The organism is Streptomyces sp. NRRL S-495, from assembly GCF_000966955.1.
In the GTDB taxonomy this organism is placed as follows: domain Bacteria; phylum Actinomycetota; class Actinomycetes; order Streptomycetales; family Streptomycetaceae; genus Kitasatospora; species Kitasatospora purpeofusca.
Genome location: NZ_JZWY01000152.1, coordinates 1 through 16,317, shown reverse-complemented (window position 1 = coordinate 16,317; position 16,317 = coordinate 1). Strand labels below are relative to the sequence as shown.

19 protein-coding genes and 1 pseudogene are annotated in these 16,317 nt (G+C 72.3%); 14 read left to right on the top strand and 6 right to left on the bottom strand.

The genetic code is table 11. The features are described from left to right. Positions 1-178: 178 nt before the first annotated feature. On the bottom strand, positions 179-1,474 hold the full coding sequence (locus tag VR45_RS10370; RefSeq protein ID WP_078896391.1) for a YihY/virulence factor BrkB family protein: 1,296 nt from the start codon (positions 1,472-1,474) through the stop codon (positions 179-181). Between the two features lie 232 nt (positions 1,475-1,706). Here VR45_RS10370 and VR45_RS50525 point away from each other — a divergent pair, with 232 nt between their 5' ends. The 13 genes from VR45_RS50525 (at position 1,707) to VR45_RS10305 (ending at position 12,411) form a co-directional block, all read left to right on the top strand. Further along, positions 1,707-1,790 (top strand): putative leader peptide, encoded by an 84-nt coding sequence (locus VR45_RS50525; RefSeq protein WP_310593185.1) that lies wholly within the window; start codon positions 1,707-1,709, stop codon positions 1,788-1,790. A 198-nt stretch (positions 1,791-1,988) separates the two neighbouring features. Further along, the gene (locus VR45_RS10365) at positions 1,989-3,713 is read left to right on the top strand and encodes a nitrite/sulfite reductase (RefSeq protein ID WP_045939397.1); all 1,725 of its coding nucleotides are present in this window, start codon (positions 1,989-1,991) and stop codon (positions 3,711-3,713) included. Positions 3,714-3,786: 73 nt separating this feature from the next. Then, a complete protein-coding gene (locus VR45_RS10360; protein WP_030391290.1) occupies positions 3,787-3,966 on the top strand; it encodes a hypothetical protein in 180 nt (59 codons plus the stop codon). Next, complete coding sequence (locus VR45_RS10355) at positions 3,947-4,648, top strand: phosphoadenylyl-sulfate reductase (RefSeq protein ID WP_234325918.1); 702 nt, start codon at positions 3,947-3,949, stop codon at positions 4,646-4,648. The genes VR45_RS10360 and VR45_RS10355 overlap by 20 nt, the downstream gene beginning before the upstream one ends. Before the next feature lie 71 nt (positions 4,649-4,719). Beyond that, positions 4,720-5,319 (top strand): adenylyl-sulfate kinase, encoded by a 600-nt coding sequence (cysC, locus tag VR45_RS10350; protein ID WP_286163161.1) that lies wholly within the window; start codon positions 4,720-4,722, stop codon positions 5,317-5,319. Then, positions 5,316-6,272, top strand: coding sequence for a sulfate adenylyltransferase subunit CysD (gene cysD / locus VR45_RS10345; protein WP_045939395.1), 957 nt, complete (start codon positions 5,316-5,318; stop codon positions 6,270-6,272). The genes cysC and cysD overlap by 4 nt, the downstream gene beginning before the upstream one ends. Next, on the top strand, positions 6,272-7,618 hold the full coding sequence (locus VR45_RS10340) for a GTP-binding protein (RefSeq protein ID WP_045939394.1): 1,347 nt from the start codon (positions 6,272-6,274) through the stop codon (positions 7,616-7,618). The genes cysD and VR45_RS10340 overlap by 1 nt, the downstream gene beginning before the upstream one ends. Positions 7,619-7,873: 255 nt before the next feature. After that, entirely contained in the window at positions 7,874-9,055 is a 1,182-nt protein-coding gene (locus VR45_RS10330) for an aliphatic sulfonate ABC transporter substrate-binding protein (protein WP_045939393.1), read from the top strand. Positions 9,056-9,216: 161 nt separating this feature from the next. After that, the gene (locus VR45_RS10325; protein ID WP_045939392.1) at positions 9,217-10,020 is read left to right on the top strand and encodes an ABC transporter ATP-binding protein; all 804 of its coding nucleotides are present in this window, start codon (positions 9,217-9,219) and stop codon (positions 10,018-10,020) included. Next, positions 10,007-10,918 carry an ABC transporter permease gene (locus tag VR45_RS10320; RefSeq protein ID WP_045939391.1) on the top strand — a complete coding sequence of 304 codons (912 nt, stop codon included), beginning with the start codon at positions 10,007-10,009 and terminating at the stop codon, positions 10,916-10,918. Before VR45_RS10325 ends, VR45_RS10320 begins: the two co-directional genes overlap by 14 nt. A gap of 10 nt (positions 10,919-10,928) precedes the next feature. Then, positions 10,929-11,732: a CbiX/SirB N-terminal domain-containing protein gene (locus tag VR45_RS10315; RefSeq protein WP_045939390.1), complete on the top strand. Its 804-nt coding sequence runs from the start codon at positions 10,929-10,931 to the stop codon at positions 11,730-11,732. 41 nt (positions 11,733-11,773) lie between these two features. After that, the gene (locus VR45_RS10310; protein WP_045939389.1) at positions 11,774-12,001 is read left to right on the top strand and encodes a hypothetical protein; all 228 of its coding nucleotides are present in this window, start codon (positions 11,774-11,776) and stop codon (positions 11,999-12,001) included. Continuing rightward, entirely contained in the window at positions 11,998-12,411 is a 414-nt protein-coding gene (locus VR45_RS10305) for a PIN domain-containing protein (protein ID WP_045939388.1), read from the top strand. The genes VR45_RS10310 and VR45_RS10305 overlap by 4 nt, the downstream gene beginning before the upstream one ends. Before the next feature lie 79 nt (positions 12,412-12,490). On the opposite strand, the gene VR45_RS10300 is transcribed toward VR45_RS10305, so the two are convergent. Beyond that, positions 12,491-12,814 (bottom strand): multidrug efflux SMR transporter, encoded by a 324-nt coding sequence (locus VR45_RS10300; RefSeq protein ID WP_045939387.1) that lies wholly within the window; start codon positions 12,812-12,814, stop codon positions 12,491-12,493. Between the two features lie 5 nt (positions 12,815-12,819). Further along, entirely contained in the window at positions 12,820-13,491 is a 672-nt protein-coding gene (locus tag VR45_RS10295; protein WP_045939386.1) for an NAD(P)H-dependent oxidoreductase, read from the bottom strand. Between the two features lie 145 nt (positions 13,492-13,636). Between VR45_RS10295 and VR45_RS10290 the strand changes: the two genes are divergently transcribed. Beyond that, the gene (locus VR45_RS10290) at positions 13,637-14,242 is read left to right on the top strand and encodes a TetR/AcrR family transcriptional regulator (RefSeq protein ID WP_045939385.1); all 606 of its coding nucleotides are present in this window, start codon (positions 13,637-13,639) and stop codon (positions 14,240-14,242) included. Positions 14,243-14,257: 15 nt separating this feature from the next. Here the strand turns inward: VR45_RS10290 and VR45_RS10285 are convergent, their stop codons facing one another. The 3 genes and pseudogenes from VR45_RS10285 to VR45_RS10275 form a co-directional block, all read right to left on the bottom strand. Then, on the bottom strand, positions 14,258-15,022 hold the full coding sequence (locus VR45_RS10285) for an RICIN domain-containing protein (RefSeq protein ID WP_052708982.1): 765 nt from the start codon (positions 15,020-15,022) through the stop codon (positions 14,258-14,260). A gap of 59 nt (positions 15,023-15,081) precedes the next feature. Further along, entirely contained in the window at positions 15,082-15,807 is a 726-nt protein-coding gene (locus VR45_RS42180; protein ID WP_052708981.1) for a ricin-type beta-trefoil lectin domain protein, read from the bottom strand. A gap of 313 nt (positions 15,808-16,120) precedes the next feature. Next, positions 16,121-16,317: pseudogene (locus VR45_RS10275) on the bottom strand (hypothetical protein); the annotation flags it as partial.

Here is a 16,317-nt window from a genome sequence, read left to right as displayed (position 1 = left end):
CCAGGGCAGCCGTCATGGCAATCGTGGCCACGAGACTCACCTCCTGCTTTCTCTCCTCGGACGGCGCACCACGCCGCCCGAACCGGACGCTCACACGCTAGCGGGCCCCTCCGGCCCTGCCAACCGGTTTTTCACCTGCGGTTCCGCACGCCACCTGCGGTTCCGCACGCCCCGGAGCTCACCGCCGGTCCCACGGCGGGCTCGGCGGGCGGCTCGGCAGCGGGTACTCGGGCGGCGGCGCGGTGGGCCGGTCGCTGTCCGGCGGCGGCGGGGCCGGCCGGTGGTGCGGACCGCCGCCGCGCGCCGTGATCCGGCCGCGGACGTTGTCCGCCGCGAGCACGTCGGCCCACCGCTCGGGGTACTCGGAGGGCACGTCGGCGTCCTCGCCGTCCTCCTCCCAGTACTCCTCCTCGCCGCCCTCGGCGAGGCCCAGCTCGCGTGCCCGGCGGGCCCGTTCGACGGCGCGCCGGGCGGCCACCTCGCGGACCACGGCGGCGGCGGCCTCCTCGTGCGCGCGCTCGTTCTCGGCGCGGGCGTCGGCGGTCTCCAGGGTGGGCCAGCGGCGGTCTATGGCCGCGTTCATGGCGGCGCCGATGAGCACCGCGAGCGCGACCACGAAGATCCACAGCAGCACGGCCACCGGCGCGGCCAGCGAGCCGTACACCGAGTGGCCCTCGATCGAGCTGACCAGGTAGAGGCGGAGCGCGACGCTGCAGAAGACCAGCACCACCAGGGCGACCAGCGCGCCGGGGATGTCCTCGCGCCAGGGCGTGGAGACCGGTACCGCCAGGTGGTACAGCGTCGTCAGCGAGACGATCAGCAGCAGGATCGCGAACGGCCAGTAGGCGGCGTCGATCAACCCGCCGCTCTCCGGCACGGCATTGGTCACCAGCCCGGGCCCGGCCATCAGCAGCGGCAGCACCAGCGAGCCGATCACCAGCGCGCCGAGGTAGAGGCCGAGCGACATCAGCCGGGTCTTGACGATGCCGCGCTTGCCGTCGAGCCCGTACATCACCGTGATGGTGTCGATAAAGATGTAGAGCGCCCGGGATCCGGACCAGAGCGACAGCAGGAAGCCGATCGAGATGAGGTCCGGCCTGGTCTGGTCGAAGACCTGGCGGAGCAGCGGCTGGACGACCTCGGTGATGGAGGAGTCCGAGAGCACCGTGCCGGCCGCCTTGACGATGTCGGCCTTCAGCTTGTCGATGGTGCCCGCGCCGAGGAAGTCGTCGAGGTAGCCGAGCGTGCCGGCCAGGCAGAGCAGCAGCGGCGGGATGGAGAGAAGGGTGAAGAACGCCGCCTCCGCGGCGAGTCCGGTGACCCGGTACTCGACGCAGGTGTTGGTGGTGTCCCTGACCAGCGCCCAGACGGTGGTCCGCCAGGTGGCCTGCTTGGCCGCCCGCCGGGATCCCTTGCCCCGACGACGGGAGGGGCGCTCGGGGGCCGACCGGGTCGTTTCGCCTGCTGCTTGCACAGGGCCAACGTTATCGGGCCCGGGCCGGTCGGCCGCTCTCCCGGGGCACGGGCGCGACACGGGCGGCGCGCGGGCGGTACGCGGGCGGCGCGCGAGCGCGGAAAAGAAGGGGATCCGGGGCCCGGTCGGCGGGAGCGGCGGGAACGCTCCAGCATCTCGCGATCCGAAACTACAAGGTCCAAAATACGGACGTTAGTGGACCGCGAGTCGTGCTCCGTGCGAATCTCTTGCCATGCCGAGCGCCGGAACCACCCTAGTAGGTCGACTTCACGTCGATCTCCTTCGCGTGTCCAGCGCCATCTGTCCGGTGACCTGAGCCCAACCCCGCCGCCTCCCACCGCACCCGGCGCCACCTCACCGCCATCCCCGTCGAAGCGGATGCGCAGGCGCCCGCCCGGCCGCCGCGAATGCTCCCCCGGTCCTGAGAAACCCGCAGGTCACAGCAGCTTCGCCGGGTCGAGCACACCCCGCGACCAACCCGGCGTCAGAGCCACCTGCCCCGAAGGACTTCACCATGGCCACCACCCCCGAGACCGCCGAGCCCACGGCCGAGAGCGCCCCGGCGCGCCGCCCCGCCGCGGCTCGCAAGGTGACCCGTCACCGCGGCGAGGGCCAGTGGGGCATGGGTCACTTCACCCCCTTGAACGCCAACGAGCAGTTCAAGAAGGACGACGACGGTCTCAATGTGCGGACACGTATTGAGACGATCTACTCCCAGCGGGGCTTCGACTCGATCGACCCGGCCGACCTGCGCGGCCGGATGCGCTGGTGGGGGCTGTACACCCAGCGCAAGGAGGGCATCGACGGCGGCAAGACCGCGATCCTGGACCCGCACGAGCTCGACGCCGAGTACTTCATGCTCCGGGTCCGGATCGACGGCGGTCGGCTGACGGTCGCCCAGCTGCGCGCCATCGCCGAGGTCTCCGAGGAGTACGGCCGCAACACCGCCGACCTGACCGACCGGCAGAACGTCCAGTACCACTGGATCCGGATCGAGGACGTCCCGGCGATCTGGCAGAAGCTGGAGGCCGTCGGCCTGTCCACCACCGAGGCCTGCGGCGACACCCCGCGCGTCATCCTCGGCTCCCCGGTGGCCGGCATCGCCGAGGACGAGATCATCGACGGCACGCCCGCCATCGACGAGATCCAGCGCCGCTTCATCGGCAACAAGGACTTCTCCAACCTGCCGCGCAAGTTCAAGTCCGCCGTCTCCGGCTCGCCGCTCCTGGACGTCGCCCACGAGATCAACGACATCGCCTTCGTCGGCGTGGTCCACCCCGAGCACGGCCCCGGCTTCGACCTCTGGGTCGGCGGCGGCCTGTCCACCAACCCCAAGCTCGGCGTCCGGCTCGGCGCCTGGGTCCCGCTCGACGAGGTCGCCGACGTCTACGGCGGCGTCATCGGCATCTTCCGCGACTACGGCTACCGCCGGCTGCGCAACCGCGCCCGGTTGAAGTTCCTGGTCGCCGACTGGGGCACCGAGAAGTTCCGCCAGGTGCTGGAGGACGAGTACCTCAAGTACCGGCTGGTCGACGGCCCCGCCCCGGCGGAGCCGAGCGGCCGCTGGCGCGACCACGTCGGTGTGCACCGGCAGAAGGACGGCCGCTACTACGTCGGCTTCGCGCCCCGGGTCGGCCGGGTCGACGGCAAGCTGCTCGGGCAGATCGCCGACCTCGCCGAGGCCCACGGCAGCGACCGGCTGCGCACCACCGCCGAGCAGAAGATGATCGTGCTCGACATCCCCGAGGACCGGGTCGAGTCCCTGGTGGCCGGCCTGGAGGCACTGGACCTGCGGGTCACCCCCTCGCCGTTCCGCCGCGGCACCATGGCCTGCACCGGCATCGAGTACTGCAAGCTCGCCATCGTCGAGACCAAGGAGCGCGGCCGCACCCTCATCGACGAGCTGGAGCAGCGGCTGCCCGAGTTCGCCGAGCCGCTGACCATCAACATCAACGGCTGCCCGAACGCCTGCGCCCGCATCCAGGTCGCGGACATCGGTCTCAAGGGCCAGCTGGTGACGGACGAGCACGGCGACCAGGTCGAGGGCTACCAGGTGCACCTGGGCGGCGCGCTCGGACTGGAGGCCGGCTTCGGCCGCAAGGTCCGCGGCCTCAAGGTCACCAAGGACGGCCTGCCCGACTACGTCGAGCGCGTCCTGACCCGGTACCAGGAGAACCGCACCGAGGGCGAGCGCTTCGCCCAGTGGGCGGCCCGGGCCAGCGAGGAGCAGCTGTCGTGAGTGAGCGGAGCGAGCGAACCATTAACAGGTGCGCGTTTCGCGAAGCGACCGCCGAGCGCAGCGAGGTGGGCGCATGAGCGAGCGTGCCGCCCCCTTCTTCTGCCCGTACTGCGGGGACGAGGACCTGCGTCCGTCCGAGGCCGGGCACGGCGCCTGGGAATGCCACGGATGCCGCCGGGCCTTCCAGTTGAAGTTCCTCGGCCTGCTGTCACCGAGCAATGGGGGTAACCGGAGTGACCGGCACGACGACTGACTTCGAGGAGCTGGCCACCAGGGCCGGCCGCGAGCTGGAGGAGGCCGAGCCGCAGGAGATCCTGCGCTGGGCCGCCGACACCTTCGGGAAGCGCTTCTGCGTCACCTCCTCGATGGAGGACGCGGTCGTCGCCCACCTGGCCTCCTCGGTGTTCCCCGGGGTGGACGTGGTGTTCCTGGACACCGGCTACCACTTCGCGGAGACCATCGGCACCCGGGACGCGGTCGCCGCGACCATGCCGGTCAACGTCATCACGCTCACCCCGGCGCTGACCGTGGCCGAGCAGGACGCCCGGTACGGGCCGGAGCTGCACGACCGCGACCCGGACCAGTGCTGCGCGCTGCGGAAGGTCGAGCCGCTGAACCGCGGCCTCGGCGGCTACGACGCCTGGGCCACCGGACTGCGCCGCGACGAGTCGCCGACCCGCGCGAACACCCCGGTGGTCTCCTGGGACCCCCGGCGCGGCAAGGTCAAGATCGCCCCGATCGCCCGCTGGACGCAGGAGGACGTGGACGCCTACGTCAACGCCAACGGCGTGCTGCTCAACCCGCTGCTGTGGGAGGGCTACACCTCGATCGGCTGCTCGCCGCTCTCCTGCACCCGCAAGCCGGGCGAGGGCGAGGACGCCAGGGCGGGCCGCTGGTCCGGCTCCGGCAAGACCGAGTGCGGCATCCACCTCTAGACCCGGCACCGAGCAGCACCCCGCAGAATCCCGCAGACCCACCGTCGACCCCCGTTCTAAGGACTTCCACCGTGACCACAGCCGACACCTCGGCCGCCGCCGGAGCCGCAGAGGCGGCCCCCGCGGCCGGCCCCTGCGAGCGCGGCGCCACCGTGTGGCTGACCGGGCTCCCGAGCGCGGGCAAGACCACGCTCGCCTTCGCCCTGGCCGACCGGCTGCGCGCCGAGGGCCACAAGGTCGAGGTCCTGGACGGCGACGAGATCCGCGAGTTCCTCTCCAAGGGCCTCGGCTTCAGCCGCGAGGACCGCCACACCAACGTCACCCGGATCGGCTTCGTCGCCGAGAAGCTCGCCGCCAACGGCGTCAAGGTGCTCGCCCCGGTGATCGCCCCGTTCGCGGACTCCCGCGCGGCGGTCCGCGAGCGGCACACCGCCAACGGCACCGCGTTCCTGGAGATCCACGTCGCCACCCCGGTCGAGCTCTGCGCCGAGCGCGACGTCAAGGGGCTGTACGCGAAGCAGGCGGCCGGCGAGATCTCCGGCCTGACCGGTGTCGACGACCCGTACGAGGCTCCGGAGAACCCGGAGCTGCGGCTGCAGACCCAGGGGCGCGAGGTGGCCGACTCCGCCGCCGAACTGCACGTCTTCCTGACCGAGAGGGGCCTGGCATGACCACCGCGACGGACAGCCTGCTCCGTACTGACGACCCCGACCGGAATTCAGGGGGGCCTTTCACGCTGTCCCACCTGGACGCGCTGGAGGCCGAGTCGGTGCACATCTTCCGCGAGGTCGCGGGGGAGTTCGAGCGCCCGGTGATCCTGTTCTCCGGCGGCAAGGACTCCATCGTCATGCTGCACCTGGCGCTCAAGGCCTTCCGGCCGGCCGCGATCCCGTTCTCGCTGCTGCACGTCGACACCGGCCACAACTTCCCCGAGGTCATCGACTACCGGGACCGCGTGGCGGCCGAGCACAACCTGCGGCTGCACGTCGCCTCGGTGCAGGACTTCATCGACCGGGGCGTGCTGCGCGAGCGCCCGGACGGCACCCGCAACCCGCTGCAGACCGTCCCCCTGCTCGACGCCATCGAGAAGGGCCGCTTCGACGCCGTCTTCGGCGGCGGCCGCCGCGACGAGGAGAAGGCCCGCGCCAAGGAGCGCGTCTTCTCGCTCCGGGACGAGTTCGGCGCCTGGGACCCGCGCCGCCAGCGCCCCGAGCTGTGGTCGCTCTACAACGGCCGGCACGCCGTCGGCGAGCACGTGCGCGTCTTCCCGCTCTCCAACTGGACCGAGCTGGACGTCTGGCAGTACATCGAGCGCGAGTCCATCGAACTCCCCGAGATCTACTACGCCCACGAGCGCGACGTCTTCGCCCGCGGCGGCATGTGGCTGACCGCCGGCGAGTGGGGCGGGCCCAGGGACGACGAGCCGGTCGAGCGGCGGCTGATCCGCTACCGCACCGTCGGCGACATGTCCTGCACCGGCGCCGTCGACTCCGACGCCGCCACCATCCGGGCCGTCATCACCGAGATCGCCGCCAGCCGCCTCACCGAGCGCGGCGCCACCCGGGCCGACGACAAGCTCTCCGAGGCCGCGATGGAAGACCGCAAGCGCGAGGGATACTTCTAATGAGCACCACCCCGACCGGCACGACCCAGACCGGCACCGCCACCTCGCTGCTGCGCTTCGCCACCGCCGGCTCCGTCGACGACGGGAAGTCCACCCTGGTCGGTCGGCTGCTGCACGACTCCAAGTCGGTGCTCGCCGACCAGTTGGAGGCCGTCGAGCGGGTCTCCCTCAGCCGCGGCCAGGAGACGCCCGACCTGGCGCTGCTCACCGACGGCCTGCGCGCCGAGCGCGAGCAGGGCATCACCATCGACGTCGCCTACCGCTACTTCGCCACCCCCCGGCGGCGGTTCATCCTCGCCGACACCCCCGGGCACGTGCAGTACACCCGGAACATGGTGACCGGCGCCTCCACCGCCGAGCTGGCCGTCGTCCTGGTCGACGCCCGCAACGGCGTGGTCGAGCAGACCCGCCGGCACGCCGCCGTCGCCGCCCTGCTGCGGGTGCCGCACGTCGTGCTGGCCGTCAACAAGATGGACCTGGTCGACTACGCGGAGCCGGTCTTCGCCGCCATCGCCGCCGAGTTCACCGCCTACGCGGCCTCGCTCGGCATCGGGGACGTGCTCGCCGTCCCGATCTCCGCACTCGCCGGGGACAACGTCGTCGAACCCTCCGCGCACATGGACTGGTACGGCGGCCCGACCCTGCTGGAGCACCTGGAGACGGTCCCGGTCGGCAGCGACCCGAGCGCCGAACCGACCCGATTCCCGGTCCAGTACGTGATCCGCCCGCAGACCGAGGAGCACCCGGACTACCGCGGCTACGCGGGCCAGCTGGCCTCCGGCGTGCTGCGGGTCGGCGACCCGGTCACCGTGCTGCCCTCCGGCCACACCACCACCGTCACCGGTATCGACGTGCTCGGCCGCGCCACGGACATCGCCTGGACCCCCCAGTCGGTCACCGTGCGGCTGGCCGACGACATCGACATCTCCCGCGGCGACCTCATCGCGGCCGGCCCGGCCCCCGTCCCCACCAAGGACATCGAGGCCACCGTCAGCCACCTCAACGAGCGTCCGCTGCGGGCCGGCGACAAGGTGCTGCTCAAGCACACCACCCGCACCGTCCGGGCGCTGGTCAAGGAGATCGGCTACCGGATCGACATCGACACGCTGGAGCGGCGCTCCGGCGCCGACGGCCTGAACGTCAACGACATCGGCCATGTGGTGCTGCGCACCGCCGAGCCGCTGGCGCTCGACGACTACACCGCCAACCGCCGGACCGGATCGTTCCTGCTGATCGACCCGGCCGACGGCACCACCCTCACCGCCGGCATGGCGGGCGAGGCCTTCGGAACCGCCGGCAGCACCGGCACCGACGACAGCGAACCCGACGAGGAGGACTGGGTCTGATGCCCAGCGAGGCGTTCTCGGGCATGGACAAGGAAGGCGGCCGCATCGGCAGCGGCGTCCTCGGCAGCGGCCAGGGCGGCCTGACGCGATGTGCGGGCCGACAGGGCTGAGAAGCGCCCTGTCACCGGGCCGACTGCCCCGACCGCAGGCCGGCCCGGCTTGCCCGGCACCCCGCACGGTGCCGCAAGCACAACCTTGACCGAACTTCCGCCCCGAGACCGCTTCCTGACGGTCCGTCCGCGAACAGGACTCACCATGGCACCGAACCAGGCACTGTCGCACGGCCACGACCCGCATCCGAGCACTCGCCCCCTCGCCGGCCGGATCAGACGCTCCGCCGTGGCCGCCGTGGCCGGCCTCACCGCCGTCACGCTGCTCTCCGCGTGCAGCTACGGCGCCAAGAACGACGACAAGAAGACCAACACCGCGGCCCCCGCCGGTGATTCCGCCTCCACCGGAACCGCGGCCAAGCTCTCCGCCGACACCGTGCGGATCGGCTACTTCGCCAACCTCACCCACGGCACCCCGCTGGTCGGCCTCCAGGACGGCATATTCCAGAAGGAGCTGGGCTCCACCCAGATCAAGACCCAGGTCTTCAACGCGGGCCCGGCCGAGATCGAGGCGCTCAACGCCGGCTCCATCGACATCGGCTGGATCGGCCCCTCCCCGGCGATCAACGGCTTCACCAAGTCCGAGGGCAAGTCGCTGAAGATCATCGGCGGTTCGGCCTCCGGCGGGGTCAAGCTGGTGGCCAACCCGGACAAGATCACCTCGCTGGACGACCTCAAGGGCAAGAAGATCGCCACCCCGCAGCTGGGCAACACCCAGGACGTGGCGCTGCTCAACTACCTGGCCGGCAAGGGCTTCAAGGTCGACGCCCAGTCCGGCGCCGGCGACGTCAGCGTGGTCCGCTCCGACAACAAGGTCACCCCGGACGCCTACAAGCAGGGCTCCATCGACGCCGCCTGGGTGCCCGAGCCGACCGCCTCCAAGCTGGTCACCCTCGGGGCGAAGGTCCTCCTCAACGAGAAGGACATCTGGCCGGACCGGAAGTTCGTGATCACCAACATCATCGTCTCGCAGAAGTTCCTCTCCGAGCACGCCGATGTGGTCGAGGCCGTCCTGCGCGGCTCGGTGAGCACCAACGCCTACATCAAGGCCAACCCGGACAAGGCCAAGGCCACCGCCAACGAGGCGATCAAGAAGGAGGCCGGCAACGCCCTGGAGCCCGCCATCCTCGACCCGGCCTGGGCCGACATCGACTTCCTGGACGACCCGCTGGCCTCCACCCTGCAGACCGAGGCGGACAACGCGGTCACCGCGGGTCTGCTCAAGAAGCCGAACCTGAACGGCATCTACGACCTCACCCTGCTCAACAAGGTGCTGAAGGAGAAGGGGCAGAGCCCCGTCGCGGACGCCGGCCTCGGCGCCAAGTAGCGCCCGCCGTACCGCAGTACCGCTCCCGAACCCCGAGGTCCGGCCCCCGCCCGTCCGTCCGTTGCCCGCTCGATGCCCCGAGCACGGCCGGGCGGGGCCCGGACCCCGGCCCCGCTCCCTCGTCGCCAGATGCCAGACCAACCACGCAGGAGGTGCCCGGAATGAGCCCGGCACTGACCACCTCGAACGACGCCAACGGCGTCGGCACCCTCGACGGTGCCCCCGCCGTCCGGATCTCGCACGTGCACAAGACCTTCGGCCGCCCCGGCGCGCAGACCCACGTCCTGGACGACATCACCCTCGACGTCGCCCCCGGCGAGTTCGTCACGCTGCTCGGCGCCTCGGGCTGCGGCAAGTCCACCCTGCTCAACCTGGTCGCCGGCCTCGACAAGCCCACCGCGGGCAGCATCGAGGTCCCCGGCGGACGCCCCGCGCTGATGTTCCAGGAGCACGCGCTCTTCCCCTGGCTCACCGCCGGCAAGAACATCGAACTCGCCCTCAAGCTCGCCGGCACGGCCCGCGCCGAACGCCGCCCCGAGGCCGAGCGCCTGCTCGAACTCGTCCGGCTCCAGGGCTCCTACGGCAAGCGGGTGCACGAGCTGTCCGGCGGCATGCGCCAGCGCGTCGCGATGGCCCGCGCTCTCGCCCAGGGCAGCCAGGTGCTGCTCATGGACGAGCCGTTCGCCGCCCTCGACGCCATCACCCGCGACGTCCTGCACAACGAGATCACCCGGATCTGGGCCGAGCAGAAGCTGTCGGTCCTCTTCGTCACCCACAACGTGCGGGAGGCCGTCCGGCTCGCCCAGCGCGTGGTGCTGCTCTCCTCCCGCCCCGGGCGGGTCGCCCGGGAGTGGACGATCGACCTCCCGCAGCCCCGCCGGATCGAGTCCACCGGCGTGGCGGACCTGTCCATCGAGATCACCGAAGAACTGCGTGGGGAGATCCGCCGCCATGGCCAGCACTGACATCACCACCAAGGCCGGGCCGGGCCCCGGCGGTACCGTCGCCGACTTCGCCGGCGTCGAGGCCGGGCTGGACGCCCTGGACGCGGTCGTCACCCAGCGCAGCTCCACCGCCGAGACGCTGCGGCAGAAGGTCCTGCCGCCGCTGCTCGGCGTCCTCCTGGTGCTGGCCCTCTGGCAGGGCGCCTACAGCATGCACATCACCTCCGCGTACAAGCTCCCCAGCCCGCTGGACGTCTGGCGGGCCGCCGAGGACCTCTGGTACCAGGGCACGCTGTTCTCGATCATCTGGACCAGCGTCTGGCGCGGCCTGTCCGGCTTCGTGGTCGCACTCCTCATCGGCACCCCGATCGGCCTGCTCGTCTCCCGGGTCAGGCCGGTGCGCGCCGCGGTCGGCCCGGTCCTCTCCGGCCTCCAGTCGCTGCCCTCGGTCGCCTGGGTGCCGGCCGCCGTCATCTGGCTCGGCATCAACGACTCGATGATGTACGCCGTCATCCTGCTCGGCGCCGTCCCCTCGATCGCCAACGGCCTGGTCGCCGGCATCGACCAGGTGCCGCCGCTGTTCCTGCGGGCCGGCCGCACCATCGGCGCCACCGGCCTGGCCGGGGCCCGGCACATCCTGCTCCCCGCCGCGCTGCCCGGCTACCTCGCCGGACTCAAGCAGGGCTGGGCCTTCTCCTGGCGCTCGCTGATGGCCGCCGAACTCGTCGCCTCCTCCCCCGACCTGGGCCTCGGCCTCGGCCGGTTCCTGGAGAACCAGCGCGAGTTCTCCGACATGGCGGGCGTCCTGCTCGGCATCATCCTGATCCTGTTCGTCGGCATCGCCATCGAACTGCTGGTCTTCACCCCGGTCGAGCGCCGGGTCCTGCGCAACCGCGGCCTGCTGGCCGCCGTCAAGTGAGGCCCCCCGCATGACCGAACGACGGCTGTCCGCCGCCCCCGCCACCCCGGTGGCGGCGGGCAGCCCCGCCCTGCTGCTGATCGCCCACGGCAGCCGCGACCCCCGGCACGCCGCCGCGGTGGCCGCCCTGGTCTCGCTGCTGCACCGGCTGCGCCCCGGCCTCGAAGTGGCCACCGCCTACCTGGACCACTGCGCACCGCGCATCCCGCAGGTGGTGGACCGGCTCGACCGCGCCACGATCGCCGTCCCGCTGCTGCTCAACCGGGCCTTCCACGCCAAGCACGACATCCCCGCCGCCCTCCGCACGGCCGGCGCCGACCTGCCGCTCGCGGACGTGCTGGGGCCGTCGCCGCTGCTGCTCGCCGCACTCGACCGCCGGCTCACCGAGGCCGCGCCGGAACTCACCTCCCCCGCCGCCCGCGCCCGCACCGGTGTCGTCCTCGCCGCCGCCGGCTCCTCCGACCCGGCCGCCGACGCCGCCACCAGGGCGGTCGCCTCCGACTGGCGCCGCACCCGCGGCTGGGCCGCCGTCGAGGTCGCCTACGCCTCCGCCGGCGGACCCCGCGTCCCCGAGGCCGTCGCCGCCCTGCGCCGCGACCCGGCCGTCGAGCGGGTCGCCGTCTCCCCCTACCTGCTCGCCCCCGGCCGGCTCCCCGACCGCATCGCCGAGGCCGCCACCGAGGCCGCCGCCGACCACCTCGCCGCCGTCCTCGCCCCCACCCCCGACCTCGCCCGCCTCCTCCTCACCCGCTACGACGAGGCCCGCGTGGCGACCGGCACAGCGACCGGAGCCCCCCGGGCCCTCACGGCCTGAACGGGCCCCGGGCCCGGCCCCGACGGCAGTATCGTGAGGCCATGAGCGTCGCCCACGACCACTATCCCGAGCTCCATGACCTCATCGACCGGCTGGACCCGGAGCAGGCCGAGGAAGTTCGCCGCCACGCCCTCCGCCTGGTGGGCGAGGGCGAGGCTCCGCCACGCCATCGGCTGAGCTTCACCGGTATAGGAGTGAGTGCCAACCCCGACCTCGGTTCCGAGGCCAAGCGGATCATCCGGTCCGAGCTCCGGGGAGTCGACGAGTGATCCTGGTCGACACCGGCCCTCTGGTGGCCACCCTCGCCGCCACCGACTCCAACCACGTGCGGTGCACACGGTTCTTCGACAGCTACTCCGGCGAACTGCTGGTCACCCCGTATGTGGTCACCGAGGTGTGCTACCTCGTCGAACGTGACATGAGCAGCAAGGCCGAGGCCTCCTTCCTGCGGGCCGTCGCGGCCGGGGAGCTGCGTCAGACCGAGATCACCGACGCCGATCTCACCCGGATGGCCGAGCTCGTCGAGACCTACGCCGATTTCCCGCTCGGCGCAGCGGACGCTTCAGTGGTCGCCGTCGCCGAGCGGCTCGGCCTGACCGAGATCGCGACGCTGGACCGCCGGCATTTCAGCGTCGTCCGGCCTCGGCACATCGCCGCCTTCCGACTGCTGCCCGACTGAGGAAGCGGCGCCGTCGAATGAGGAAGCGGCGCCGTCGAACCCCGCTCGGGGGTCGACGGCCCACGGATGCCACCGTACTTCAGTGGCCCGCCGACCCCAGGTGGACCGTGACCAGGCCGGTGGTGATCAGGGCGAGGCCGGCGAAGGTGGTGGGGGACGGGACCTCGTGGCGGACGGTGAGGGCGGTCAGGACGGTTCCGACGGTGCCGATGCCGGTGAAGACGGCGTAGCCGGTGCCGACCGGGAGGTCCTGGAGGGCGCGGGAGAGCAGGTAGACCGCGCCGAGCATGAGGGCGAGACACAGTGCGCTCTGCGGGAGGCGGGTGAATCCTCGGGTCGGTTCGATCGACTGCGCCCAGGCGACCTCCACCACCCCGGCGAGCAGCAGCCAGAGCCACGGCACGGCGGTCAGCCCTCCCTCGGGATGCGGTGGCCGGCCAGCTTGCCGCCGAGTTCCCCGGCCCGGAGCACGGCACCGGCGAAGGAGTCGACGTGCTGGTCGCGGCGCCCGGCGAGGGCGGGGTCGACCAGGGAGTTGACCAGTTCGGCGGCGACGACCTCGCCGTCCGCCACGGCGTAGTGGCCGTTGAAGAAGTCGAGCAGGTAGCGGCCGTGGTGGTCGAAGGGTTCGCGCGGGGTGCCGGGGCCGTAGGCGCCGCCGCGGCCGGCGACGACCACGAGCTTGCGGGGTGCGAGGACCATCTTGGGGAAGGTGACCTGGTCGATCCAGGCCTTGAGCGCGGCGGGGACGCCGAAGTTGTACATGGGTGCGCCGATCAGCACGACGTCGGCCGCGACCAGTTCATCGAGCAGGGGGCGGACGACCGCCCACGCCTCGCGCTCCTCCTCGGTGCGGACGGCCTCCTCGTAGCGCTCGATGTCGGTGATGCCTTCGCCCAGCAGGGTGTCGCAGATCCGGGTCCAGCCCTCGCGGATCGGCGGGACGGGGTCGGCGGCGAGGTCGCGGTGGGTGACCTCGCCGCCGCCGGCATCGCGCCAGGCGCCGACGAAGGCCGCGCCGAGGCGGCGGGAGAAGGAATCGCTGCGCGCGCTGCTGTCGAGGTGCAGGAGGTGGGACACGGTGAACCCCCGGGGCGGTCTGGGCGGGACGGTGGCGCCGACTTAAGCGGACATGGCGTCCACTTGTCGACGCACCCAACGATAAAGGGAAGCGGACAGTGTGTCCACTTCCCTTGGGCGTGCCTTCGTTCTACCGTTGCTCCCCATGACGACCGAGCTCCCCCTCGCCGACGGCCCGCCGCCCCGCGAACGGGCCGACGCCGCCCGCAACCGGGCCAAGGTGCTGGCCGCCGCCGAACGGCTCTTCGCGTCCGGCGACCCGGCCGCCGTCACCATGGACGACATCGCCCGGGCCGCCGGCATCGGCCGCGGCACGCTCTACCGCCGCTACCCCGACCGCGCCTCGATCGCCCGCGCCCTGCTCGACGAGCACGAACACGCCCTGCAGGAACGGCTGCTGCGCGGCGCCCCGCCGCTCGGCCCGGGCGAAACCGAGGAATCCGGTCCCGCCCCGGCCGAGCGGCTGGCCGCCTTCTACGCGGCGATGGTCGAGCTGCTGGAGACCCACGTCCACCTGGTGCTCGGCGCCGAGACCGGCGAGGCCCGCTACCGGACCGGCGCCCACGCCTTCTGGCGGCTGCACGTCGCCCACCTGGTGCGCGAGGCCGGCCGGCCGGACCCGGAGGTCCTGGCCGACCAGCTGCTCGCCCCGCTCGCCCCCGAGCTCTTCCGCCACCAGCGGGAGCGCGGCATCACCCCCGAGCGGATCGCCGCCGGCCTGGCCGTGCTGGCCCGCGGCGTGCTCGGGTAGTGCCGAAGGGCGGGATCAGGCGGGCGCGTGCCAGAGCTGGTTGGCGGTGTTGGCGAAGTCATAGATCTGCACCAGGGCGCCGTTGGCGGTGTCGTAGCCCCGGACGTCCAGGACGCGGCCGGACTGCGGGTTGACGATCGCGCCGTCGGGCCGGGTCCGCCACTGCTGCGCGCCGGTGCCGTTGCAGTCGTAGATCTGCACCGGCGTGCCGTTGCCGGTGCGTCCGCCCTGGACGTCCAGGCACTTGCCGACGGCGCGGATGGTGCCGTCGGAGGCGATCCGCCAGCTCTGGTTGACGTTGCCCAGGCAGTCCCACATCTGGATCGGGGTGCCGTTGCTGCTGGAACCGCCGCGCACGTCCAGGCACTTGTTCACGTAGCCGGTGATCTGACCGGTCGGCCCGGACAGGGGCGGGGGGCCGAACGTGATCCCCGCCTGCGAGATCGTCTCCATGCCGCCGCACAACGCGCGGCCGATGCCGTTGCCGGTCACCCACCCGTTGCTCATGGCCCCGGTCACGGTGATGACGCCGTTGGCGTCATAGCCGTAGCACATGGCACTGACCCGCCAGGTCTGCAGCGGGTCGATGCTCGTGCAGGTGCCGGTGGCGTCCCGCATGCCCTCGGTGAGGGTGCAGCCCGCCGGAACGGCGGCCTGCACGCCGGCGGGCGCGGACGACGCGGGCACTGCGGTCTCGGCGGCACCGGCAGCCGGGGCGGTGGTGAGCGCTGCGGCCCCGGCGAGCAGGGCGGTGGCGAACACGGCGAAGGTACGACGCACGGGAAAACTCCTGAGGGGTGAGGGTGTGGTGGCGCGGGAGGCTCGACCGACGGACCGGATCAGGCGGGGACGTGCCAGACCTGGTTGGCGGCGCCGTTGCAGTCCCAGATGCCGAGCTGGTTGCCGTTCTCCGTGGAGAAGCCCAGGTCGTCGAGGCAGCGGCCGGACACCGGGTTGAGGATCGAGCCGTCCGCGCGGACCTGCCACTGCTGGGCGCCGGTGCCGTTGCAGGTGTACAGCTGGACCTTGGTGCCGTTGGCCGTGCCCGCACCGGAGACGTCCAGGCACTTGTTGAAGGCCCGGACGGTGCCGTCCACGGCGATCTTCCACTGCTGGGCGTTGGTGCCGTTGCAGTCGTAGATCTGGACGGGGGTGCGGTCGGCGCTGCTGGCGCCCTTCACGTCCACGCACTTGCTCGCGTAGCCGGTGATCGGGCCGACCGGACCGGCGGGCTGGGTGGGGAGGCGGCCGGCGTAGACGACGCGCGGGAATTCCACGGTGTCGTTGATCCCGCAGGAGGCGACCGAGGTGCCGTCGCCGAACACCACGACGCCGCTGGTGGGCCGGGAGAACTGCACGGTGTGGTCGGCGTTCCAGTAACGACAGGTGGCACTGACGTACCAGCCCTGGAGCGGGTCGCTGCCGCTGCAGACGCCGTAGGCGTTCCAGCCGCCGGTGTAGGCGTAGCAGTTCCCCGCGGCCGGGGCGGCGGTGGCGGGCGAGGCGAGGGTGGCGGCGGCGCCCAGCAGGGCGGCGCTGCTGAGGAGCGCGGCGGTACGACGCATCGGGAAGATCCTTCCGAGGACGATGAACCGGTCGACCCGCTGTCCAGGAACCGTGATGACGGTGTACCGGTTGTGCGGGCCGCGTGAAGCCTCGGGGTGATGTGCGGCCACGGTCAACATGAGGGGGAGATGATCACGCCAATGGTCCGTCCACGGACGGGCACCGGTACGAACGGATGCGCGAGAACGCCCGCAGGCCGGGGCACCGGACGATCCGTCCGGAAACCACCGGCCCGCGCCGGCACCTCGGAGGCGCATGCGAACGGCCCGGCTCCCCCTCGAAGGGGAGCCGGGCCGTCGGGAGCCGGGTCGGTCAGTCGCCCTGGCGGCGCTGGCGGCCGGTGCCGTAGTTGGAGCCGGACTTGGAGCCGCTGCCCGGCTTCGCCCGCCCGGAGGCGCGGCCGATGAAGCCGGCCGCCTGGCGCGACGCGCCGCCACCCTGCCCGCCGCCCGCGGCGCCGGTGCGCTGCTTGGGGCGGGGCCGGCGCGGGTTGCCGTTCATGTCGACGT